The organism is Flavobacterium sp. 5 (assembly GCF_002813295.1).
Classification (GTDB): Bacteria; Bacteroidota; Bacteroidia; order Flavobacteriales; family Flavobacteriaceae; genus Flavobacterium.
Genome location: NZ_PHUE01000001.1, coordinates 4460590 through 4485124, shown reverse-complemented (window position 1 = coordinate 4485124; position 24535 = coordinate 4460590). Strand labels below are relative to the sequence as shown.

25 protein-coding genes are annotated in these 24535 nt (G+C 33.2%); 11 read left to right on the top strand and 14 right to left on the bottom strand.

Going from position 1 to position 24535, the window contains the following annotated elements; all coding sequences use genetic code 11:
- Nucleotides 1-14: 14 nt before the first annotated feature.
- The 7 genes from hisD to hisIE all read left to right on the top strand — a co-directional run bounded on the left by hisD (nt 15) and on the right by hisIE (nt 6473).
- Nucleotides 15-1301 (top strand): histidinol dehydrogenase, encoded by a 1287-nt coding sequence (hisD, locus tag CLU82_RS18815; protein ID WP_100844547.1) that lies wholly within the window; start codon nt 15-17, stop codon nt 1299-1301.
- Between the two features lie 11 nt (nt 1302-1312).
- Nucleotides 1313-2356 (top strand): histidinol-phosphate transaminase, encoded by a 1044-nt coding sequence (gene hisC, locus CLU82_RS18810; protein WP_100844546.1) that lies wholly within the window; start codon nt 1313-1315, stop codon nt 2354-2356.
- 2 nt (nt 2357-2358) lie between these two features.
- Nucleotides 2359-3495, top strand: coding sequence for a bifunctional histidinol-phosphatase/imidazoleglycerol-phosphate dehydratase HisB (gene hisB, locus CLU82_RS18805; protein WP_100844545.1), 1137 nt, complete (start codon nt 2359-2361; stop codon nt 3493-3495).
- A 74-nt stretch (nt 3496-3569) separates the two neighbouring features.
- Nucleotides 3570-4151 carry an imidazole glycerol phosphate synthase subunit HisH gene (gene hisH / locus CLU82_RS18800; protein WP_100844544.1) on the top strand — a complete coding sequence of 194 codons (582 nt, stop codon included), beginning with the start codon at nt 3570-3572 and terminating at the stop codon, nt 4149-4151.
- A gap of 55 nt (nt 4152-4206) precedes the next feature.
- A complete protein-coding gene (gene hisA / locus CLU82_RS18795; RefSeq protein ID WP_100844543.1) occupies nt 4207-4932 on the top strand; it encodes a 1-(5-phosphoribosyl)-5-[(5-phosphoribosylamino)methylideneamino]imidazole-4-carboxamide isomerase in 726 nt (241 codons plus the stop codon).
- A gap of 157 nt (nt 4933-5089) precedes the next feature.
- Nucleotides 5090-5845 carry an imidazole glycerol phosphate synthase subunit HisF gene (gene hisF / locus CLU82_RS18790; protein ID WP_100844542.1) on the top strand — a complete coding sequence of 252 codons (756 nt, stop codon included), beginning with the start codon at nt 5090-5092 and terminating at the stop codon, nt 5843-5845.
- 28 nt (nt 5846-5873) lie between these two features.
- Nucleotides 5874-6473: a bifunctional phosphoribosyl-AMP cyclohydrolase/phosphoribosyl-ATP diphosphatase HisIE gene (hisIE, locus tag CLU82_RS18785; protein WP_100844541.1), complete on the top strand. Its 600-nt coding sequence runs from the start codon at nt 5874-5876 to the stop codon at nt 6471-6473.
- 94 nt (nt 6474-6567) lie between these two features.
- Here hisIE and CLU82_RS18780 read toward each other — a convergent pair whose 3' ends face one another.
- Nucleotides 6568-7266, bottom strand: a complete 699-nt coding sequence (locus CLU82_RS18780; RefSeq protein ID WP_100844540.1) for a carbohydrate-binding family 9-like protein — start codon at nt 7264-7266, stop codon at nt 6568-6570.
- Nucleotides 7267-7472: 206 nt separating this feature from the next.
- Between CLU82_RS18780 and CLU82_RS18775 the strand changes: the two genes are divergently transcribed.
- On the top strand, nt 7473-9125 hold the full coding sequence (locus CLU82_RS18775; RefSeq protein WP_100844539.1) for a M1 family metallopeptidase: 1653 nt from the start codon (nt 7473-7475) through the stop codon (nt 9123-9125).
- Between the two features lie 111 nt (nt 9126-9236).
- On the opposite strand, the gene CLU82_RS18770 is transcribed toward CLU82_RS18775, so the two are convergent.
- The 11 genes from CLU82_RS18770 to CLU82_RS18720 form a co-directional block, all read right to left on the bottom strand.
- The gene (locus CLU82_RS18770; RefSeq protein WP_100844538.1) at nt 9237-10109 is read right to left on the bottom strand and encodes a sugar phosphate isomerase/epimerase; all 873 of its coding nucleotides are present in this window, start codon (nt 10107-10109) and stop codon (nt 9237-9239) included.
- Between the two features lie 20 nt (nt 10110-10129).
- Nucleotides 10130-11026, bottom strand: coding sequence for a hydroxypyruvate isomerase family protein (locus CLU82_RS18765; protein WP_100844537.1), 897 nt, complete (start codon nt 11024-11026; stop codon nt 10130-10132).
- A gap of 21 nt (nt 11027-11047) precedes the next feature.
- Nucleotides 11048-12277, bottom strand: a complete 1230-nt coding sequence (locus CLU82_RS18760; RefSeq protein WP_100844536.1) for a nucleoside permease — start codon at nt 12275-12277, stop codon at nt 11048-11050.
- 41 nt (nt 12278-12318) lie between these two features.
- On the bottom strand, nt 12319-13029 hold the full coding sequence (locus tag CLU82_RS18755; protein ID WP_100844535.1) for a DUF1080 domain-containing protein: 711 nt from the start codon (nt 13027-13029) through the stop codon (nt 12319-12321).
- Nucleotides 13030-13055: 26 nt separating this feature from the next.
- Nucleotides 13056-14519 (bottom strand): Gfo/Idh/MocA family protein, encoded by a 1464-nt coding sequence (locus CLU82_RS18750; RefSeq protein WP_100844534.1) that lies wholly within the window; start codon nt 14517-14519, stop codon nt 13056-13058.
- A 14-nt stretch (nt 14520-14533) separates the two neighbouring features.
- Nucleotides 14534-14899 (bottom strand): c-type cytochrome, encoded by a 366-nt coding sequence (locus CLU82_RS18745; protein ID WP_100844533.1) that lies wholly within the window; start codon nt 14897-14899, stop codon nt 14534-14536.
- An 18-nt stretch (nt 14900-14917) separates the two neighbouring features.
- The gene (locus CLU82_RS18740) at nt 14918-15970 is read right to left on the bottom strand and encodes a sugar phosphate isomerase/epimerase (RefSeq protein ID WP_100844532.1); all 1053 of its coding nucleotides are present in this window, start codon (nt 15968-15970) and stop codon (nt 14918-14920) included.
- Nucleotides 15971-15980: 10 nt separating this feature from the next.
- Nucleotides 15981-17135 carry a Gfo/Idh/MocA family protein gene (locus tag CLU82_RS18735; protein ID WP_232735273.1) on the bottom strand — a complete coding sequence of 385 codons (1155 nt, stop codon included), beginning with the start codon at nt 17133-17135 and terminating at the stop codon, nt 15981-15983.
- 17 nt (nt 17136-17152) lie between these two features.
- Nucleotides 17153-18856 carry a GMC oxidoreductase gene (locus CLU82_RS18730; protein ID WP_100844531.1) on the bottom strand — a complete coding sequence of 568 codons (1704 nt, stop codon included), beginning with the start codon at nt 18854-18856 and terminating at the stop codon, nt 17153-17155.
- Nucleotides 18857-18904: 48 nt separating this feature from the next.
- The gene (locus tag CLU82_RS18725; RefSeq protein ID WP_100844530.1) at nt 18905-19465 is read right to left on the bottom strand and encodes a gluconate 2-dehydrogenase subunit 3 family protein; all 561 of its coding nucleotides are present in this window, start codon (nt 19463-19465) and stop codon (nt 18905-18907) included.
- 330 nt (nt 19466-19795) lie between these two features.
- Nucleotides 19796-20194: a glyoxalase gene (locus tag CLU82_RS18720; protein ID WP_100844529.1), complete on the bottom strand. Its 399-nt coding sequence runs from the start codon at nt 20192-20194 to the stop codon at nt 19796-19798.
- A 71-nt stretch (nt 20195-20265) separates the two neighbouring features.
- Here CLU82_RS18720 and CLU82_RS18715 point away from each other — a divergent pair, with 71 nt between their 5' ends.
- Complete coding sequence (locus tag CLU82_RS18715; RefSeq protein ID WP_100844528.1) at nt 20266-20649, top strand: acyl-CoA thioesterase; 384 nt, start codon at nt 20266-20268, stop codon at nt 20647-20649.
- An 11-nt stretch (nt 20650-20660) separates the two neighbouring features.
- Here the strand turns inward: CLU82_RS18715 and CLU82_RS18710 are convergent, their stop codons facing one another.
- Both CLU82_RS18710 and CLU82_RS18705 read right to left on the bottom strand, forming a co-directional pair.
- On the bottom strand, nt 20661-21917 hold the full coding sequence (locus CLU82_RS18710; RefSeq protein WP_100844527.1) for a mechanosensitive ion channel family protein: 1257 nt from the start codon (nt 21915-21917) through the stop codon (nt 20661-20663).
- 3 nt (nt 21918-21920) lie between these two features.
- The gene (locus tag CLU82_RS18705; RefSeq protein WP_100844526.1) at nt 21921-22196 is read right to left on the bottom strand and encodes a DUF3817 domain-containing protein; all 276 of its coding nucleotides are present in this window, start codon (nt 22194-22196) and stop codon (nt 21921-21923) included.
- Nucleotides 22197-22344: 148 nt separating this feature from the next.
- On the opposite strand from CLU82_RS18705, the gene CLU82_RS18700 reads away from it, so the two are divergent.
- Both CLU82_RS18700 and CLU82_RS18695 read left to right on the top strand, forming a co-directional pair.
- Nucleotides 22345-22872, top strand: a complete 528-nt coding sequence (locus CLU82_RS18700) for a DUF6155 family protein (protein ID WP_100844525.1) — start codon at nt 22345-22347, stop codon at nt 22870-22872.
- 109 nt (nt 22873-22981) lie between these two features.
- The gene (locus tag CLU82_RS18695; RefSeq protein ID WP_100844524.1) at nt 22982-24520 is read left to right on the top strand and encodes a DEAD/DEAH box helicase; all 1539 of its coding nucleotides are present in this window, start codon (nt 22982-22984) and stop codon (nt 24518-24520) included.
- Nucleotides 24521-24535: the final 15 nt, after the last annotated feature.

Sequence of the window (24535 nt, the reverse complement as noted above, 5' to 3'; positions counted from 1 at the left end):
TTAAACTAAAAACAATGAATAAAATATACAATCCAAAACCAGAAACTTGGTCAGCTATTTTAGAGAGACCAACTAAAACAGTTGATGATATTGAATCTACTGTTAAGGGAATCTTTAAAGAAGTACAATCAAAAGGTGACTTTGCTGTTGCAAAATATACTTCGCTTTTTGATGGAGTTTCAGTTCCTGTGTTAGAAGTTTCACAAACGGAAATTGCAACTGCAATTGCAATGATTTCAAAAGAGCTAAAAGATGCCATTCAATTAGCCAAATCAAATATTGAAAAGTTTCACGCTGCTCAAAAAACAAACCCAATCACAGTAGAAACTACTGACGGTGTTAACTGCTGGCAAGAAAAAAGACCGATTCAAAAAATTGGCTTATACATTCCAGGCGGAACAGCACCTTTATTTTCAACGGTATTAATGTTAGCTGTTCCTGCAAAACTAGCAGGTTGTAGAGAAATTGTTTTATGTTCACCACCAGACAAACAAGGAAACATAAATCCAGCTATTTTATACGCTGCTTATTTATGTGGAGTGACCAAAATATTAAAAGTTGGAGGTATTCAAGCCATTGCAGGAATGACTTTTGGAACTGAATTAATCCCAAAAGTGTACAAAATATTTGGTCCTGGAAATCAATTTGTAACAGTAGCAAAGCAATTAGCAACTCAATTTGGTGTTGCTATTGATATGCCAGCTGGACCTTCTGAATTATTAATTGTAGCTGATGATACTGCAGTTCCTGCTTTTATCGCCTCCGATTTATTATCTCAAGCAGAACATGGGACTGATAGTCAGGTAATTTTAGTTTCAACATCAAAGGAATTGATTGACGAAGTGGAAAAAGAAGTCCAAACACAATTAGAAGTTCTTCCAAGAAAAGAAATTGCTCAAAAAGCGATTGATAATTCTAAATTGATTTATGTTGAAAATGATGCAGTTGCATTAGAGCTAATCGATGAATATGGCCCAGAACATTTTATCATTTGTACTAAAGATGAAGACTTTTATGTAAACAACATTGGAAATGCAGGTTCTGTCTTTATTGGAAATTATACTCCAGAAAGTGCAGGAGATTATGCTTCTGGAACTAATCATACGTTACCAACGAATGGATATGCTAAGAATTACAGTGGTGTAAATCTGGATAGCTTTTTAAAATCAATGACTTTTCAGAAAATAAGTCCAAAAGGTATTCAAAATATCGGTCCAGCTATTGAATTAATGGCTGAAGCCGAAGGATTACAGGCTCATAAAAATGCCGTTACCTTGCGATTAAAAGATTTAAAAAATTAAAGATTCAAGAAATGACTTTCGATATAAACACCATAGTACGTGAAAACGTCAAAAAATTAAAGCCTTATTCTTCAGCTCGTGATGAGTTTGAGGATTTTGATACAGCAGATATGATTTTTTTGGATGCCAATGAAAATCCATATCAAAACGGAGTAAACCGTTATCCTGATCCACAACAGGGTAATGTAAAAGTAGTTTTGGGTAAAATGAAAAATGTAAATCCAAAACAAATCCTTTTAGGAAACGGAAGTGATGAGGTTTTAGATTTATTATTCAGAGCTTTTTGTGAGCCAAAAATTGATAACATTATTTCATTGCCACCAACTTATGGAATGTATAGTGTTTTGGCTAATATCAATGCTGTTGAAAATAGAGAAGTATTACTTTCAACTAATTTTCAGCCACAAATTGAGAAAATTTTAGATACAGTTGATGCTAATACCAAAATTATCTTTTTATGTTCACCAAACAACCCAACGGGAAATTCTTTTTCAACAGAAAGCGTAACAACTTTATTAGAGAAATTCAATGGTTTTGTTGTAATTGACGAAGCGTATATTGATTTTTCAGATAAAGAAGGCTGGTTACAGAAACTAGATCAATATCCAAATTTGATTATCACACAAACTTTATCAAAAGCGTATGGTTTGGCAGGAATTCGTTTAGGAGTTTGCTATGCATCTACAGAAGTAATTACGGTATTGAACAAAATCAAACCACCATATAACGTAAACGAATTGACACAACTTCGTGCTTTGGAACGTTTGAGTGATGAAGTTAAAATTTCAAACGAAATTGCCTCAATCATAGCACAAAGAACCGAATTACTTTCAGTTTTAGATAAAGTATCTTTTGTAGAAAAAATTTATCCAACCGAAGCGAATTTCATTTTGATAAAAGTGGATAACGCTAATAAACGTTATGATGAATTAATTAAAAAAGGAATTGTAATTCGTAACAGAACTACTCAACCTCTATGTGAAAACACTTTGCGTTTGACTATTGGAACAGTAGAAGAAAATAAAAAATTAATGGAGGCACTTTTAGCTATATAACAATGAAAAAAATACTTTTTATAGATCGTGATGGAACGATTGTTTTGGAACCAGAAGGATACCAATTAGACAGTTTAGATAAATTAGAATTTTACCCAAAAGCATTTCAGTATTTAGCTAAAATTGCTACCGAATTGGATTACGAATTGGCAATGGTAACCAACCAAGATGGCTTGGGAACAGATAGTTTTCCAGAAGATACTTTTTGGCCAACACAAAATTTTATTTTAAGAGCTTTTGAAAACGAAGGCGTTTTATTTGATGATATTTTTGTAGACCGTTCTTTTCCAGAAGACAATGCGCCTACACGCAAACCTCGCACAGGAATGTTGACTAAATATATTGACAATCCAAATTACGATTTGACGAATTCATTTGTGCTAGGTGACCGTTTAACGGATGTTGAACTGGCTAAAAACTTAGGAGCCAAAGCCATTTTCATGAATACTACTGATGGAGATGGAAGTACAGAAATCAGTACTAAAAGAGAAGAATTAGACGCAACAATTGCTTTGCAATCTACTGATTGGAAAAAAATATACGAGTTTTTAAAGTTAGAAGCACGTACAGCTTCAATTACCAGAAAAACACACGAAACAGATATTTACATCAATTTAAATTTAGACGGAACAGGACAAAGTAAAATTGACACAGGAATTGCATTTTTTGACCATATGCTGGATCAAATTTCACGTCACGGACAAATGGACTTAGAAATCAAAGTAAAAGGTGATTTAGAAGTTGATGAGCACCACACAATTGAAGATACAGCTATTGCTCTGGGTGAAGTTTATGCAAAAGCATTAGGGAATAAATTAGGTATTGAACGTTACGGTTTCTGTTTACCAATGGATGATTGTTTGGCTCAAGTAGCAATTGACTTTGGAGGAAGAAACTGGTTGATTTGGGAAACCGAATTTAAACGTGAAATGGTTGGTAAAATGCCTACTGAGATGTTTTTCCACTTCTTCAAATCATTCTCGGATGGCGCCAAAGCAAACATCAACATCAAAGCCGAAGGTGATAATGAACATCACAAAATTGAAGCTATTTTCAAGGCTTTCGCCAAAGCAATAAAAGTTGCTGTAAAACGCGATACTGAGAAAATGATTTTGCCTAGTACAAAAGGAATGCTATAAAGGTTATGGTTGTTGGTTGATAGTTATTAGAATGCAACTATCAACCAATTACTAACAACTAACAACTAAAATTAATGAAAATAGTAATTATAAATTACGGAGCAGGAAACATCCAAAGTATTATGTTCGCTATCGAAAGATTGGGATATAAAGCGGTTTTGAGTAATAATCCTGAGGAAATAAAATCTGCTGATAAAGTTATTTTTCCAGGCGTGGGAGAGGCGAGTTATGCAATGATGATGCTAAAGAAAAGCGGATTAGACACTTTGATCCCAACATTAAAACAGCCTGTTTTTGGAATTTGTTTGGGGATGCAATTGATGTGTAACCATTCTGAAGAAGGTGATACCAAAGGTTTAGGAATTTTTGATGTTGAAGTAATTAAGTTTACCAATAAAGTAAAAGTTCCTCAAATGGGTTGGAATACTATTTACAACTTGAAATCTGATCTTTTTAAAGGAATTGCCGAAAAAGAATATATGTATTTGGTACATAGTTTTTATGCGCCAATTTGCGATGAAACGATAGCTACTACGGATTACGAATTAGAATATTCCTCAGCTTTAGAAAATAATAATTTCTACGGAACGCAATTTCACCCTGAAAAAAGTGGTGACGTTGGAGAGAAAATTTTAGAGAATTTTTTAAAAATATAACTTGAAAATCTAAGGCTTTATTACTATAGACTTTCAACCATTAAGACTTAATTAAATGAGAATAATACCTGCAATAGATATCATCGAAGGAAAATGTGTTCGTTTATCGAAAGGAGATTACAATACCAAAATTATATACAATGAGAATCCGCTGGAAGTAGCGAAATCATTCGAAGCCCACGGAATTGAATATTTGCATTTGGTAGATCTTGATGGAGCAAAATCCAGTAAAATTGTCAATTATAAAATATTGGAACAAATCGCTTCACAAACGAAGCTAAAAATTGATTTTGGTGGTGGTTTAAAAGCTGATTCTGATTTAAAAATTGCTTTCGAAAGTGGTGCTAATCAAATTACCGGAGGAAGTATTGCAGTGAAAAACCGTTCTATTTTCGAAAAATGGATTGCTGAATATGGTTCAGACAAAATCATTTTAGGAGCTGATGCTAATAATGAAAAAGTGGCTGTTTCAGGTTGGTTGGAAGATTCAGATGAAGATTTAGTTCCTTTTATTCAAGAATATCAGTCTAAAGGAATTCAGTATGTAATTTGTACTGATATTGCTAAAGATGGAATGCTGGAAGGTCCTAGTTTTGATTTGTATGCTAAAATTTTGACGGAAGCCAAAGGAATAAAATTAATTGCTTCAGGAGGAATTTCGACATTTGATGAATTGCCTAAATTAGCAGGATTAGGCTGTGAAGGAACCATTATTGGAAAAGCGATTTACGAAGGTAGAATTTCGTTGAAACAATTGGAACAATATATCATATCATTGTAGAGACGTTGCACTGCAACGTCTAAACCGCAACAATTGAAAAAAAAACATGCATAATGTTTAGACGTTGCAGTGCAACGTCTCTACTGCAACAATTGAAAAAACACACAATAATGATTAGATGTTGCAATGCAACGTTTTAACCATAATCAAATAAAAAATGTTAACAAAAAGAATAATTCCTTGTCTGGATATCAAAAACGGAAGAACTGTAAAAGGTATTAATTTCGTAGATTTGCGTGATGCTGGTGATCCAGTAGAATTAGCTAAAATCTATTCGGATGAAGGTGCTGACGAATTGGTTTTTCTTGATATTTCGGCAACCGAAGAAAGAAGAAGGACTTTAGTTGATTTAGTTCGTAAAGTAGCTTCAGCTATTAATATTCCTTTTACGGTAGGTGGCGGAATTTCAGCAGTTGAAGACGTAGAAGTTTTGCTTCAAAATGGAGCTGATAAAGTTTCTATCAATTCATCGGCGGTAAAAAATCCACAATTGATTAATGATTTAGCTCAGAAATTTGGAAGCCAATGTATCGTTGTAGCAATTGATGCCAAACAAATTGATGGTGAATGGATCGTGCATTTGGTTGGTGGAAAAGTACCAACTGAGATTCGATTATTTGATTGGGCACAGGAAGTAGAGAAGCGAGGTGCTGGTGAAATCCTTTTTACCTCAATGAATAATGATGGTACTAAAAGTGGATTTGCTAATGAAGCTTTGGCTAAACTTTCCGAATTAGTGAACATTCCAATTATTGCTTCAGGTGGAGCAGGGAATATTCAGCATTTTGTAGATACATTTGTTGAAGGAAAATCAGACGCCGCTCTGGCAGCAAGTGTCTTTCATTTCAAGGAAATTGAAATAAAAACATTAAAAAAAGAACTTAAAAATAATAATATTGAAGTCAGAATCTAAATTCTGAATTCTAAAATCTAAAAATACAATGAAAGTAGATTTTTCACAAATGCCACACGGATTGATTCCGGCGATAATTCAAGATAGCGAAACTAAGAATGTTTTGATGCTGGGATATATGAATGAAGAGGCATATCAAAAAACCTTAGAAACTCAAAAAGTAACTTTTTACAGCCGTTCGAAAAAAAGACTTTGGACTAAAGGCGAGGAAAGCGGAAACTTCTTAAACTTAGTTTCTATAAAAAATGATTGTGATGATGATACTTTTTTGATACAGGCAAAACCAGTTGGACCTACTTGTCACACAGGAGCAGATACATGCTGGCAGGAAACTAATAATGAGAGCTACGGTTTTATTTCTGATTTAGAAAACACAATAAAAATTCGTAGAGAAAATGCTGATTCTGAGAAAAGTTATGTAGCATCTTTATTCGAAAAAGGAATCAATAAAATTGCTCAAAAAGTAGGAGAGGAAGCTGTAGAAGTTGTTATTGAAGCCAAAGACGATAACGACGATTTATTCTTGAGCGAAAGTGCCGATTTACTTTTCCATTATCTAATTCTATTGCAAGCTAAAGGATTTCAATTGAATGATGTTGTCAATGTTTTAAAAGGACGTCAGAAATAGTAATTTTTTTAGGAGCTAATCCCGCTATTCATTACAATCTTTTGTGCCGAACCCCGGCACAAAAGGATTTCCATTACTATCGGGGCTAGGGACATTACTCCACAAATTCAAAAACAGCAAATTCTTTTGGTTGATGAAAACCAAATTCAGAATTTCTATAATATTGTAAAGCAAGATATTCTGTAGAATTACCATAATCAATTCTAAAAACGTTTCCATTCCATTTTGTACCGATTTTTGGTTTACTGAAATTTCCGTTTTGAATACTTTCTAAACTCGAGAATGGAATTTTTATTTCAGTACAAAAACCTTCTGAAGTCATTTTACTGACAGTTTCCATCCCCAAAACTGTAAATCCTAACGAAGTTTTCCAACCGCCACAATCAGGCGAAATACATTCAATCAGCATATCATAATTAGTTGAGAAAGCATTTACTCCAATTTCAACATAATTCTGACCATTTCCATCAGGATCAATAAAAATTTCTACTAAATCATCAGTATTGTATATTTGAGAATCTTTCTCCTTATATGCTCCTATAATTTTAGAATCTTTTGAACGATAGGCAATGTAAAGATTTTCATTACTCCACGAAAGTGAAACAAACGTGCTCTGTGTTCCTTTTACTCCTGAATTATGAACGACAAACGGTCCTAAAAAAGGAATATTCCAATCTGATAAATCCCCATCAATAATGAGGTTCTTGCTTATTTTATGAATCGGAATAATTTGAGAATAACTCGTTATAGAAAATACTAAAAATAAAACATATAAAATTGAAGTCGATTTCATAAAACAAATGTTTTTAAAATACTAAAATAAAGAAGAATAATGATTTGCAACATGATTTGATTAAAATTAAATAGCAAAAAACATCTTTTACTGATAATTAACTAAAATAGAAATCATAAAATTTCAAAAAAACTTAATCTGAATGTTTACATTTGTTGCTAACTAATTTCGTACTAGTACCAATATTTACTTCAAATAATTAAATAATGAAAAACTACTTTGGCTGCATTTTTATCTTCCTTTTAGCGGGTCTGACTACCAACGCACAAGGGCTTCTCAATACCTCTGAAACGAATTTTACTCATCAGGATACTTTGCGCGGAAGCATTACGAAAGAAAGAGCTTGGTGGGATTTAAAATATTACCATTTAGATATTAAAGTAAATTCAACAGAAAAAACAATTACAGGATCAAATACAATTAGTTATACCGTTTTATCCGAAAATAATAAAATGCAAATTGATTTGCAGGAACCCATGCAAATTTATAAAGTAACGCAAAATGGTAAAGAACAGAAATTTGTAAGAAACGGAAATGCTTTTTTTATCGAATTATCTACATTTCAAAAAGTAGGAGAAACAAAAGAAATAGTAATTTCCTTTGGAGGAAAACCTAAAGAAGCAGTTAAACCACCATGGGATGGAGGAATTACTTGGAAAAAAGATAAAAATGGAAAAGATTTTATTGCTTCATCGTGTCAAGGATTAGGAGCAAGTGTTTGGTGGCCAAACAAAGATCATATGTATGATGAAGTCGAAGGAATGACTATTAGTGTAAATGTACCCAAAAATTTAACTGATGTTTCTAATGGACGCTTAATAAATGCAAAAGAATTAAAAGACGGTACTAAAACGTATACATGGATCGTGAAAAATCCAATAAATAATTATGGTGTAAATATAAATATTGGAGATTACACAACTTTTTCTGAGAAATACAAAGGCGAGAAAGGTGATTTAGATTGCATTTATTATGTTTTAAAAGAGAATTTGGTAAAAGCTAAGAAACAATTCAAAGATGTGCCAAAAATGTTGAAAGTCTTTGAACATTGGTTTGGACCATATCCATTTTATGAAGATAGTTATAAACTGGTTGAAGTACCGTATTTAGGTATGGAGCATCAAAGTTGTGTAACTTACGGGAATGGCTATACAAACGGTTATTTAGGTAGTGATTTAAGCGGAACGGGGTGGGGATTAAAATTTGATTTTATTATAGTTCACGAATCAGGTCATGAGTGGTTTGCCAATAATATTACTTACAAAGACATTGCTGACATGTGGATTCATGAAAGTTTCACTTGCTATTCTGAAAGCCTTTTTCTGGAATATTATTACGGAAAAGATGCTGGAGCCGAATATGTAAGAGGTATCCGAAAAAACATTGAAAATGATAAACCAATTATTGGTCATTATAATGTAAATAGTGAAGGATCAGGTGATATGTATTACAAAGGCTCAAATATGTTGCACACTTTACGCCAACTTGTAAATGACGATGTAAAATGGAGGAATATTTTGAGAGGATTAAATAGTACTTTTTATCATCAAACCGTTACTACCAAACAAATTGAAGATTATTTAAGTCAACAAACTGGTATGGATTTAAATCCATTTTTCAATCAATATTTAAGAGATACTAGAATTCCAACATTAGAATATACATTTAAAGAAAATATTTTAAAATATCGCTGGATAAATAGTGTTTCTGGCTTTGAAATGCCAGTAAAAGTAATTATAAACGGAACTGAAGTTTCCTTGAACCCAACTTCAGATTGGACCGATTTGGACAGTCCTTTTAAAATTGAAAAAGTAGAAGTTGATAAGAATTTTTATGTTCTTTCTAAAAATATTGATTAAATCATTTTCGCTTCGTTTAACACAAGAAAGACCTGTAAATACAGGTCTTTCTTGTGTTAAAAGTTTTATTTATTGCAACTTAGTGTCGTAATATTTCGTAAATTATTAAAATTAAATTAATTGTTTGAATACATATTCCCAACTCGTTTTAATAGAATCATTTGGATTTGGAGAATAATTAGTTTCTTGTTCTACAAAAAAGTGCTGCATTCCAGAAAGTTTAGCTTCAGCAAAAATAGCTTTGAAATTAATACTTCCTTCTCCAATTTCAGTATTCCATTCTCCTTTGGATTTATCCATGTCTTTTACATGCCACATTGTGAACCGCCCAGGGTTTGCTTTAAACAATTGCAAAGGATCGTTTCCTGAGCGAACTACCCAATACAAATCCAATTCAAAGTCAACTAATTTTTTATCAGTTTCTTGCAATAAAACATCATAACCTGTTTGACTTCCAAACTTCGTAAACTCAAAATCATGATTATGATAAGCTAATTTTATCCCTGCATGTTTACATAAAACAGCAGCTTCGTTTGCTTTTTGCGCAATTCGTTTGAAATCATCTAACGTACTTCTTAAACTTTCTTCCAGCCATGGAATAACAATGTATTCACTTCCTAGTTGATTGGCACATTCAATTGATGCTTTCAAAAAATCAGCATTATTATCTTTTAAAAAAGATTTAAAATCATAATGTCCGCTAGGTGCTTTTAGACCATTATCGGTAAGTATTTTTTTGAAATCTTTTGCAGATGTACCAAAATAACCTTTATCACTGGAGAAACCGTAAGTTTCGACTTCTTTATATCCAGACTTTGCTACATGTTCTAAAACACCTTTTACATCTTTAGAAAATGATTCTCTCAATGTATACAATTGAAGACCGATATTTTTTGGTTTTGCAGAGAAGGCTAGGGAAGGTACAATTGCTAATGTTCCTAATGCCAAGCCACTATTTATTATAAAATCTCTTCTTTTTATCATTGTCTTTATATTTTATTAAATTAAATATCACAAATTGCAATTGCCTTTTTCAAAGAGGCAATTTTATCTTTTTGTTTAGGAATAAACTCTTGTCCTACATAACCTGAAAAACCTGTATCAGCAATAGCTTTCATTATAGCACTGTAATTGAGTTCTTGAGTTTCATCAATTTCGTTACGTCCAGGAACTCCTCCGGTGTGGTAATGTGCAATATACTTATAATTTTCGTTAATAGTACGAATTACATCACCTTCATCAATCTGCATATGGTAAATATCATATAAAAGTTTAAAATTTTCCGAATTGATTCTTTTCACTAATTCCACTCCCCAATTTGTTTTATCACATTGATAATCTTTGTGGTTAATCTTGCTGTTCAATAATTCCATGACCAAGACCACGTTATGTTTTTCAGCAATTGGAATCAATTTCTGAAATCCAAGAACACAATTGTTCCATCCTTCTTCATCTGTTTTTTCTCTACGGTTTCCGCTAAAACAAATTAAGTTTTTGTAACCGGCCTTGGCAACCAAAGGAATCATTTCTGTATAATTTTTAATCAGTTGCTCATGAAATTTAGTATCATTAAAACCATCTACTAAATTCAATTCGGCACCATTACACATCGTAGAAATAAGATTATGCTTTTTCAGTACTGGCCAATCTTTTGGACCAACCAAATCAATTCCTGTTATTCCAATTTTTTTTGCTTCTAAACAAAGGGTTTCGATATCAAAATCATTAAAACACCAACGAGCTACCGAATGATTGATTCTGCCTTTTAGTATATTCGATGCTAATTTTGATTCCTCTTCCAAAGAATTCAAAACAGATGTAAAACCACTTGAAATTCCTAAAGTTACAGTTCCAGCAAGAATTCCTTTTAAAGCTGATCTCCTATCAAAAGTATCACTCATTTTTTCAATGTTTTAAAATACTTAAATTCCGTTTTGTATTTGTTTTTTCTCTTGAAATAAAAGAGCAAAAATCAAGAATACAGCAAAAGCAATTCCAGCAGGAATTATCCAGACCATTTGCCAGTTAGTTGTCCCTTCAACAGTTTTATAATTATCAGTAATCCAGCCTGCAACAGCAAAACCAATTAGCATTCCAATACCATAAGTCGCTAGTGTTATAAGACCCTGAGCTGCACTTTTATATTTTTCTCCAGCTTTTGAATTGGTGTAAATTTGGCCTGAAACAAAAAAGAAATCATAACAAATTCCGTGTAAAGCTATTCCAAGGATAAGCATAAAACTCAAATCACTACCGTTGCCATAAGCAAATAACACATAACGAATCGCCCAGGCAAGCATCCCTACTAAAATTGTTTTTTTGAAACCAAAACGGGCAAAAAACACAGGAATTAATAATAAAAAAAGAGCTTCGGAGATTTGTCCAATTGCCATTTTTCCTGTTGGATTTTCGACTCCTGCAGCAGTCAAAAAAGGATGTGCATTTTGATAATAAAAAGCCAAAGGAATACAAATTAGAATCGACGAGATGAAAAATATTAGAAAATTTTTATCCTTTAAAAGCTTTAATGCATCTAATCCAATAATGTCACCAATCTTAATTTTTTCTTCACTCGCTTTCGGTGGTGTTTTTGGTAATGTAAAACTAAATAAACCTAAAATAAAAGCCGCTATTCCAGCCAAAAGGAAAGTATTTTTAAGTAATCCTTTAGAAATAGCCTCTGCAGAATCCCAATGAAATAAGAAACTAATAGACAAACCTGCCAAAATCCAACCAATGGTCCCCCAAACTCTAATGTTAGCAAACTCTTTCTCAGCATCTTTCATTTGATTAAATGCTACTGAATTTACCAAAGCTAAAGTTGGCATATACAAAATCATATAACTTAAAACATAGGTATAAAACAACCCAACATCATCTGATTGGTACATTTGATACATTAAAAATGCACCAGCAAGGTGTAAAATACCTAAAATCTTTTCCGCATTAAAATAGCGATCTGCAATTAAACCAATTATAAAAGGCGCAATGATGGCTCCCCAGGATTGAGTTGAAAAAACAGCTGCAGTTTCGGAGCCAGAAGCTTTTAAATTGTTTCCCAGAAAAGTACCAAGAGTGACAAACCATGCCCCCCAGATAAAAAATTCCAGAAACATCATAACAGATAATTTAATACGGATAGTTGAATTCATAAAGAGAAGCAGGTTTTTAGTTAGTATTTCTTTTGGAACAATTATTTACAGCCAGTTGTGGTTTCCATCGTATTCCACTCTTTAATCATAATATTACGATACCAAACGTTATTACCATGATCTTGCAAAGCAATATGACCTTTTTTGAAAGTTCCAAAACCAGGCCAAGCAGCAAATTTACTTCCTGCAACCAATGCTTTAAAATTATCATCCCAAAGTACTGATTCAACAACAATAACTCCATTTAAAACCAAAGTCAATTTTCCATTTTTACATACAACTTCGGCAGTATTCCATTCTCCAACTGGTTTAACTGGTTCTGATTTACTTTGAATTAAATCATATAAATCACCAGCACGGTGTTTAGTAATTTTCCCATCAGGATGTCCATCATTATCTAAAACCTGCATTTCTAAACCAGTTTCATAAGTGTTTTTATATTTTTGTGGATTGTCATTAACATAAAAAATAATTCCACTGTTAGCATTTGGTGCCACTTTCCAATCTACTTTTAAATGAAAATTTTCATATTCTAAATCAGTTAATAAATCGCCTCCTTGTCCATTTTTGGCCGCTTCTGGGTCAAAATGTAAGACGCCATCTTCAACTTTCCAACCAGCACTAGCCGAAGTTTTACCATATGTATGCCAACCAGTTGTAGTTTTGCCATCAAAAAGAGGTTTAAAGCCTTTTTGAGCTTGTAATGTTTGAAATAAAGTAAATGCTAATACTGTAATAATAATTTTTTTCATGATTTTAATATTTATTTTTTAATATTTTAAAAACTTAGGTTTTTCCAACCTTCTCTATAATTTCGTTTTACAAATTGATTGACATCGTCTACATTCGTTACTTTCTTAGATTCATTATCCCAAAGTAGTTTAACAGAACGACCTGGATACACATCTTCTCCTAATACCTCTTTATGTAAATCATAACCTCTAACGGCAAGATTAGCCATTAATAAAGCTTCTGTTAAAGGACCAGCAAGCTCAAAAGGCGAACTCAACTCTTTTTTTCCATATCCAGCAATACAACCTTCTATCCATTGTTTTTGATGACCATTAGCACCATCTTTTACTCTAGGATATTTTTCGGCTATTTTTAGATTTTCATTACGGCTTAAAGGTAATAACCTTGGGTTTTCACTATACGTATCGCAAAGCATTTTCCCTTTGGTACCAATGAATAAAGTTCCATTTCCTCCATCACCAAATATCTCGTTAGCTCCTAATTCTTCTGGGCGTTCTGGCTGAATACCACCATCCATCCAATGCATTTTAATATCGCCTTTCGTTTTATCAGTTTTTGGAAACGTTAATGTCACATGGCTGGAGGGAGGACAACTATCAGGGAAATATCCTCTTCTAAACTCGTCAACATAAACTGAACCAACGCTACATTGTACATCTTTTGCGTATTTTAAATTCAATACAGAAAATGGTGCTTCCATTAAGTGACAACCCATATCTCCCAAAGCGCCTGTTCCATAATCCCACCAACCACGCCAGTTGAAAGGTACTAATTTGTCAACATAATTTTTATTCGGAGCAGTTCCCAGCCATAAATCCCAATCTAATTCTTTAGGAATTTCAGTTTTTGCTGTTGACCAAGGAATCCCTTGTGGCCAAACTGGTCTATCTGTCCAGGCATAAACAGTATGTACATCCCCAATTAAATCTGCATCGTACCATTCTTTTAGAATTCGAGTACCATCATTTGAAGATCCTTGATTTCCCATTTGCGTAACTACTTTGTAGCGAGCAGCCGCTTGAGTCATCATGTGAGCTTCGTAAATATCATGTGCCATTGGTTTTTGCACATATACATGTTTACCTAATTGCATGGCTGAAAATGCCTGAATAGCATGATTATGATCGGGTGTAGAAACTGAAACGGCATCAAAGTTTTTATGCTCTTTGTCCAGCATTTCGCGCCAATCCTTGTAAAATTTAGCTTTAGGCAAAGATTTCACACTATCGGAAGCTCTTCTAGTATCAACATCACACAAATAAGCAACATTTGCAAGACCACTTTTTTCAAAAGAACCTATATCTGACCTTCCTTTTCCACCAACACCAATACTGGCAATTAATAATCGGTCACTCGGCGCTACAAAACCTCTTCCCATGACATGCCTGGGAATAATCATTAAGCCAGCAGTTGCCAGAACACCTTTTTTAAAAAAATCCCTACGAATAGTAGATTCTGGTTCATTTTTTTTATTTAAATCTTGATCCATAAATAGTTTTCAATTTATTTATTCAATGAGAGAATGTATTTAGCAATTTTTTTTGCATCATCTTTTTTTAATGCGCTATGTGCTGCCATAGGTATTCCACCCCAGACTCCAGAACCTCCTTTAATAATTTTATCAGATAAATAATTAATATTTTTGTCATTTGTTGGATATTTTTTGGCAATATCTAAATAGGAGGGACCTACTACTTTTTTATCTATTTTATGACAAGTGGCACAATCTAATTTAGCCATTAATTTTTCTCCTTCAGAAGGTTGGTCATTATCTTTAACGCTACTATATTTATTTGGCATTGTTTGAATATCAGAGAAAGAACTTAAACCACCTATAATCAGTATTGCTACTAAAATTTTAATTTTCATATGTTTTTATTTATTGTTTTATAATCCTAGATTTTTTCTATTAAGCTGTGAATTGGTCTCTACCGCTGCAAAATCATCAAAAGCTTTATCTGTTACTTTGATAATGTGTTTTTTTATAAATTCAGCTCCTTCACGAGCTCCATCTTCTTGATTTTTTAGACAGCATTCCCATTCCATTACAGCCCAGCCTTTATAGTCATATTGTGCTAATTTGCTGAAAATGGTTTTAAAATCAATTTGGCCATCACCAGGCGAACGATAACGTCCTGCACGATTTAACCAACTTTGATACCCTCCAAAAGTTCCTTGTTTTCCTGTTGGATTAAATTCTGCATCTTTTACGTGAAAAGCTCTAATTCGTTCATGATAAAAATCGATGTATTGAATATAATCCAATTGCTGGAGAACAAAATGTGAAGGGTCATACAATATGCAGGCGCGTTCATGATTGTTTACGGCTTTGAGAAACATTTCATAAGTTTCACCATCAAATAAATCTTCTCCTGGATGAATTTCATAGCAGACATCCACGCCATTTTTATCAAATTCATTAAGGATTGGCAACCAGCGATTTGCCAGTTCTTTGAATCCATCTTCAATTAAACCTGGTGGACGCTGTGGCCAAGGATGAAAATATTGCCATAATAATGAACCGCTAAAAGTAGCATGTGCATTAAGTCCTAAATTTTGAGAAGCTTTTGCAGCATAGTGCAACTGTTGCACTGCCCATTCTTGTCTTGCTTTTGGGTTACCTCGCAAAGTCTGAGGAGCAAATCCGTCAAAGAAATCATCATAAGCTGGATGAACAGCGACTAGCTGACCTTGCAAATGGGTTGAAAGCTCAGATATTTTTAATCCGTAGGAAGCAACAGTACCTGTAAGTTCATCAGCATACGTTTTACTCTCAGCTGCTTTTTTTAAATCAATAAAACGAGAATCTAATGTTGGAATCTGTATACCTTTAAAATCTAGATTAGCAGCCCATTGGCAAATTCCTTCTAAAGAATTAAAAGGAGCTTCATCAGATATAAATTGTGCTAAAAAAACCGCAGGTCCTTGCATTGTGGTCATTTGATATGATTTAAATTATAAATTCAGTCCATTTTTGAGTTGATTTTCCAGAAGCAATTACATTTTCTATAAAAGCCATTCCTCGAACACCATCTGCTACTGTTGGAAAATCAAGCATTGTTTCCGTTGGTTTTTCACCCGCTAATTTTGCCTGTAAAGTCAGTGCAAAATTTTTATATAAATTTCCAAAAGCTTCCAAATATCCTTCTGGATGCCCACTTGGAATTCTGGTATTAAAAGCAGCAATTGGTGATAAATAACCGTTTCCTGTACGATACAATTGAGCAGGTGCATCTAACCATTTCACCACTAGAGTATTTGGTTCCATTTGATGCCATTCCAGACCGCCTTTTTCTCCATATACTTTAATTTTTAAGCTATTTTCTTCACCAGCGGCGATTTGACTGGCCACTAAGATCCCATTAGCACCATTATCAAATTTAAGCAGTACGTTTCCGTCATCATCCAATCTTCTGTTGGCAACGACAGTATTAATATCGGCACAGATTTGAGTAATTTTCAATCCTGAAATATATTCTGCTAAATGTGCCGCATGAGTTCCGATGTCTCCCATACATCCACTGATTCCACTTTTGGATGGATCTGTTCTCCAAACAGCCTGTTTGTTTCCAGCATTTTCAAAGTCAGTACTTAACCAGCCTTGTGGGTATTCAACCATTATTTTTCGAATAGCACCGAAATCATTTTCAGCTACCATATTTCTGGCTTGTTTCACCATCGGATAACCAGCATAGGTATGTGTCAGACACAGATAAAGTCCAGTATCTTTTACTTTTTGTTCTAATAATTTTGCCTCAGCCAGACTTAAAGTCATGGGTTTGTCCAAAACAACATGAAAACCATTCTCTAATGCTAACATAGCAGGAGCAAAGTGTGCATGATTTGGAGTCACTATTGAAACGAAGTCCATTCTTTCCTCAGGAACGAGCTTTGCTTCGATTTCAATCATTTGAATATAGGATTCATAACATTTATCTTGAGACAAACCTAATTCTTTACCGGATTCAAGGGATACATCAGGATTGGAGCTAAATGCACCACAATGCAGTTCAATTAATCCATCCATATTTGCTGCAATGCGATGTACTGCTCCGATAAAAGCATTTTTGCCGCCGCCAATCATTCCCATTTTTAATTTTCTCATATTCGAATAATCCTCGTCTAGATGTTTTTTTTCTTTAATTCTTTTACAGCATAATCACAAGCTCTGGCAGTCAAAGCCATATATGTTAATGAAGGATTTTGACAAGCACTTGAAGGCATGCAGGAACCATCAGTAACAAATACATTACTTACTTCATGCATTTGATTCCATTTGTTCAACACGGACTCTTTTGGATCATTACCCATACGGGCAGTTCCCATTTCGTGGATAGTCATTCCTGGATAACAACCGTTATCATAAGGTTTTACGTTTTTGACACCTGCTGCTTCAAGCATTTCGACAGCATCATACATCATATCCTCACGCATTTTGGCTTCATTTTCTTTGTATTCACAGTCAATAGCTAAAACGGGTTGTCCCCACTTATCTTTTTTAGAATGATCAATGTAAACTTTGTTTTCGTAGTAAGGAAGCATTTCTCCAAAACCACCTAATCCCATTGTCCATGACTCAGCAGGTCTTGATAAAATCTCTTTAAAATCTCCACCAAAGTCTAATTCAGCTACTTCTTTATGCCAGTTTCCTCTACTTGCCGCTCCTTGATATCCAAAACCTCGCAAATAATCTCTTTTATCATCATTAAAATTCTGGTATCTTGGAATGTAAATACCGTTGGCTCTTCGCCCATAAGTATATTTATCTTCAAAACCTTCAACAGTTCCTTCTGCGCCACATCTAAAATGATGATCCATTAAATTGTGTCCAAGTTGTCCGCTTCCATTCCCTAAACCATTTGGATGAGCCTCAGAAGTTGAATTCAATAAAACAAAAGTGGAACCTAGTGTTGAACCATTTACAAAAACAATTTTAGCATAGAATTCCATACTTTCATTAGTCTGACTATCAATAACCATTACGCCTTTGGCTTTTTTGGTTTCTTTATCATAAATTATATGATTGACGATAGAGTAGGGACGAACTGTTAGTTTTTTTGTTGCCATGGCAGCCGGTAATGTAGAAGACTGTGTACTGAAATAGGCACCAAAAGGACAACCTCTACTGCATAAATTTCTATACTGGCAACTACCTCTTCCTAAATGAGGTACTGTCAGATTTGCCGTACGGCCAATAGTCATTATTCGGGATTTGTTATAATGCTTTTCGATGCGTTCTTTTACTGATTTTTCAACGCAATTCATATCCATTGGAGGTAAAAACTGACCATCAGGCAACAGAGGCCAACTTTCTGTCTGACCACTGATTCCAGCAAATTTTTCTACATAATCATACCAAGGTGCAATATCTTTATATCGGATTGGCCAGTCATTACCATGACCATCTTTTATATTATCTTCAAAGTTGTGATCACTGAAACGGTAGCTTTGACGTCCCCACATTAATGACTTTCCACCAACATGAAAACCTCTGTACCAATCAAATCGTTTATCTTCAGTGTATGGGCATTCCAAATCATTTACCCACCAGCTTTCATTGGCTTGGCTGTATGGATAATCTCTGGTTTGCACTGGATGTGTTCTCTTTTGTTCTTCGGTCATTTTCCCACAGTAGGCTATTTCCCAAGGCGCTTTCATTGCCGAATCATAGTCTTTAATATGTTCAATATTTTCTCCGCGTTCTAACATTAGGACTTTTAGCCCTTTTTGCGTTAATTCTTTCGCTGCCCATCCGCCACTTATTCCTGAACCTATAACGATTGCGTCATAAGTATTTTGTTTTTTTAAATCTGTATTAATATTCACGAGTTCCTTTATTTGAATTAATAAAAAATAATCATCAGCACTTCGGCACTATGTTGCCCAAGCTTTCTGACCTGGTTTATATTCTACAGCACCATCATATCTTCCCGGAATAGGTAAATATTCTCGAGCCATTGTACACCCAATTTCAGAAGAGAAATAACCTAAAAGGGTTAGATCTCTAGCAAGTAAAAAGAAAGAAGGTTCACTATTGGCATCAATAGTTTCTTGTTTCAACTCATTCATGAGTTGATTTTTTTCTTCATTATTAAGTTTTAAGAACTCTTTGTTGAATTTTGTTTTGCATTTAGTCTGCATGGCTTCAAATCCATTCTTAAAAACTTCCTGCAATTTTGGAGGATAGCAATCTTTTATAATTAATGGTATTAATGCACCAACTCCAGCAGCTTTTGCACCAGGAGATAATGAAGTTGTTGGCAAAATAATTTCAGCAAATTCAGCCAGAATTTCTTCATCTGTTGCTAAATAGGAATACGTATTCTTTCCTGGTTCGAATACAGTAAAACTTTCAAATAAAACCCCCATTGTTGTAGTCGAAATTGCCCCGCCCATTAAATAAGCTATTTTTTTTAGTGCCTCACGTCTTTCCATAATTTCTAAATATTAAAAATAATAGCTAATAATTGCAAATAATATATTTATTAATAGATTACAATAATAAGTAAAAAAACAATATATATATATTTATACTCCTAATTAATTGCAATAAATTCATAATTCACAAGTAATAAAACGTTTTAGTAATTATTATCAAAAATAAAAAGCAACTCGTAATAAAAAGCAGAAAAAATCAGAATTTTTTAAGAAAATGTTTTCTCTATAGTTGAAGGGCAAAAATAAAAAAAAAATAAAATATACAGTAAAAAACTTACTATAATACATTCTATAGTAACCATTATTACATTAAGAAAATGAAAAAAACTAACTTTCAACATCAAACAATTGAACCTGACTTTTCAATCTGTCAATCAATAAATTCATCATCCTTTTATTTAAACTCGAAGAATTTTTGATATAAAGCGCATATTCTTCAGTTGTAAATAATCCGATAATCATCCCTTTTAAAGCATTTCTGAATTTAATATCTTTTTGAATTGCATTTTCAATAATACTCAACTTATTTTCAACCGTCCTGGTATAAAAATCTCTTTTGTATTTACTGATGTAATTTAAAAAGGAGGCAATAAACAAATCATTCTGTAATTTCAAAATAGGTCTAAGCACTTCATTTTGAAACAACTCATCTGATAATGACTGAATGTTTGTTTCTCCTAATGATTCTCCACGAATTTCCTTGATTATTTTATCTCTCTGATTCATCTTATTTTTTCTTAAAAATATAAAATTTACTGATAGCAAAATCTTATTTTAGCATTATTAAATAAAAAAACATGAGATTTCATACTAGAAAATGGGTAAAACCAGAAGACCTAAACCCTAACGGAACTTTATTTGGAGGAAAATTATTAGCCTGGCTTGATGAAGAACTAGCTTTATACACCATTATACAATTAGAAAATTCCAGAATTGTAACCAAACACATGTCCGAAATAAATTTTAGAAGTTCTGCCAGACAAGGGGATATAATCGAAATTGGAATAGATGTAGTTAAATTTGGGCGTAGTTCTCTCGAATTAAAATGTGAAGCCAGAAATATGATGACTCGCGAAACAATCATTACTATAGACAGCACCACAATGGTTAACCTTGGTGAAGATGGCAAACCAAAATCTCACGGAAAAACTGAAATTGAGTTTGTAAAAGACCGGTTATAAGCACCCTAGAGTTAAGCCTTAACAATATTTTCAGCAGGCATTACAAAAATTTCCAGATCAAAATAGGAAACCGAAGCAATAACGTGATCAAATATATCTGCCATGATGTATTCGTAATTTTCAAAACGTTTGTCTTTTGAAAAAGCATAAACTTCAAGAGGTACACCATAAGGAGTTGGTTGTAATTGCCTGCAAATCATCGTCATGTCTTTATTTATACCAGGAGTTTGATGAAGGTATTGGGTAATATATTTACGAAACAAACCAAAATTAGTTAGATTTCTTCCATTTATAGCCAGACTTTTATCAATTTCATGGCTGTTATTATAGTTATCAATTTCAATTTTACGAGTCTCAATATAAGCTCTCAAAAATTCTATTTTTTTAAATTCATTAAGCTCTTCTTCTTTTAGAAAACGAATACTGCTGGCTTTAATTATAATATGTCTTTTAATTCGTCTTCCATCAGAATTAAGCATTCCTCTCCAGTTTTGAAAAGAATCCGAACTCAGACTGTAGGTTGGAATCGTTGTAGTCGTATTGTCAAAATTTCGAACTTTTACTGTAGCCAAACTGATTTCTATCACATCACCATCAGCACCATAACGTTCCATAGTAATCCAATCGCCAATACGAACCATATCATTTATAGCAACCTGAACACTGGCCACAAAACCTAAAATTGTATCCCTAAAAATTAAAATAATTACTGCCGATACTGCTCCCAAAATGGTCAATAACTCTTTTTGATCAATATCAAATAATTTTGAAAGAATAACTGTAATACCAATCATCCATAGCACAATCATAATAACTTGAATGAAACTGTCAATTGGTTTATCGCTGTATCGGGGTTTCAATTTTAAATAATCTCGAAGAGTATTAAAAACGCTTCGGATTATCCACAAAATCATTAGAACAATGTAAACACGAACAATTTGGCTAAAGAAATTTTCCCAATATTCAAATTTATCCAGAATTACCGGAACCGACCGAACAACAAAAGTTAACGGAAACAAATAAGAAACATAAGTTGCCGTCTTATTACTTACCAATAAATCATCAAATTTCGTTTTTGTATTTTGAGATACAATAGTCAGTACAGTTACCAATATAAATCGAAAAACAATAAACAATCCATACACCAGAACGCAAAGTATAATTAAGTCGAAAAATAAACTTAAATACGTTGCTATACTTCTACTCATTCCCCAATCTCTGAAAACAGGATAGAGAAAAGTAAATATGGAGTGAATTATTTTATTCATTTTCTATAAATATTTTTTTTCGACGTAAAAAGTTCCAAATGGCAATAACGAAGCAATCAATATAATTCCAAAGGTTTTTAAATCCCATTTTTGAGAGCTTTTCAATAAAAAAGCTAATAATATATAACCAATAAACAATACACCATGGCTCATCCCGATAGGGTATAGCAATGTTTTATAAAGTACTAAATTTGTTGGTTTTATAAAAAGCATATTTGAAAACAACACCAAATAGGAGATACCTTCTAAAATGGCTACAACCTTGAAAATTTTAAGCATGTGAAATAAATAAATTAGATTAAAAAAAGTAAGTTAATGTAACGATTATTTACATAAACTAAATTTCGAAAGCAAAATTAAGTAATAACATTGGTAATTGCGGTATTGATAAATAAAGAAATTACTTTTGTATTCTTAAACTTTTACAATGAGCAAGCGAGATTTAAAAAAATATTTGAATGAACTCAATAAAGAACAGCTCGAAGAGCAGATTCTTGAATTGTATGAAAAGTTCAGTCCGGTAAAAGTGTATTATAATTTTGTATTCAACCCAAAAGAAGAAACATTATTACAGGAATGCAAACTAAAAATATCTCATGAATATTTTCCGTTGCAGACAAAAGGCAAAAGAAAAAAACCTAAAATGAGACGTTCTGTTGCTCAAAAATATATCAAACACTTCATTGTTTTAGGAGTAGACCCCTTCGTTATTGCCGATGTGATGCTTTATAACATCGAAATCGCCCAGACTTTTGCATCAGAAAACATAATAAGACAAGAATTATTTTACAAAAGCATGTTTAATTCATTCGAACAAGCCTTAAATTTCATTATTTCAAATGGAATTATAAGCGAATTTAAAAATCGATTAATTGCCATTTGTGACGAAGTTTTGCAACAAAAATGGCAGAATCTGTCTGATTTCAAAGCAAATATTGAGCTTTTAGAAAATTAAAAGTCAGTTTAAAAAATCATTTTAATTTATTTCCAAGCATAATTTTTTTAAAAACATGGCTTAATAACTGTTTTTTAGGCGTATTTTTGCAAAAATCCAAAAATAAACAATGCATCAAGAGAGTATAGAAATTGAAACTGAAGTAAGAAAAGAACTTTACGCTTATCAAAAAGGAGACATTGACGCCATATTTGAGCGTATAGACAATGCACCTGCTCAACATCATTTATTATATCAATTGCCTACAGGTGGAGGGAAAACTGTGATTTTTTCTGAAATCGTGCGCCGTTATTTGTCACAACACGACAAAAAAGTGGTTGTACTTACACACCGTATCGAATTGTGTAAGCAAACTTCAAAAATGCTTAAAGGATTTGATGTAAAAAACAAAATCATCAACAGTAAAGTAAAAGAACTTCCAGACCAAAACGATTATTCATGTTTTGTTGCCATGGTCGAAACTTTGAAAAACCGTATCAATGACGAAAAACTTCATTTAGATAATATTGGTTTGGTAATTATCGATGAGGCGCATTACAATTCCTTTAGAAAATTATTAAAATCATTCAAAAACGCATTCATACTTGGAGTTACAGCAACGCCACTGAGTTCTAATATTAAATTGCCAATGCACCAAAGCTATGATGAACTTATCGTGGGAGACACGATTAGCTCATTAATAGATAATGGTTTTTTGGCAAAAGCAGTTACTTATAGTTACGATGTTGGTTTAACCTCTTTAAAAGTAGGTATCAACGGAGATTACACAGTAAAATCATCCGATGATTTATATACCAATATGGCCATGCAGGAAAAATTACTGCACGCTTACACCGAAAAATCTTTAGGCAAAAAAACCTTGATCTTCAACAATGGTATCAACACCTCTTTATATGTTTACGAAACATTTAGAGAAGCAGGTTATGGTATTCGTCACTTGGATAATACCAGCAGTACCGAAGAACGAAAAGAAATCCTGCACTGGTTCAAACACACACCAGATGCGATTCTAACTTCTGTAGGAATCCTTACAACTGGTTTTGATGAGCCAACGGTTGAGACGATTATTTTGAACAGAGCAACCAAATCTTTGACTTTATATTTCCAAATGATTGGTCGTGGCTCTCGAAAATTACCTGGAAAGGATGAATTTGCAGTTATCGATTTAGGTAATAACGCAGCTCGTTTTGGACTATGGAGCGATCCTGTAAACTGGCAGCATATCTTTAAATCACCTGAGTTTTACTTGGAGAATTTAAGAGACGACAGTGAAATTGAAGTGCATTTCAAATATACGATGCCTCCTGAATTACGCGCTAAATTTAGCAAAACTGCAGAGGTAACTTTTGATGTAGATGAAGAACACAAACTCGCTATAGCTCAGAACTTAAGATCTAAAGTAGTTTTAGAAAAATCGATAGATCAGCATGCTGCAATGTGTGTCGACAATACCGAAGAATTAAATGAAGCCAAAGCACTTTCAAGAGAATTGGAAGCAGATATTGAATACCGTGTAAAACGTTTCTCAAAATGCCTAAGTCAATGCAGTAAAAACTACAGAGAATGGCTAATGGAAGATTACAAGCTAAAAATGACTTTATTAATCGGTAAAAAATATCGTGAGAAAATCATGAACGAAGCCGATTAAATAATTTTGTAGAGA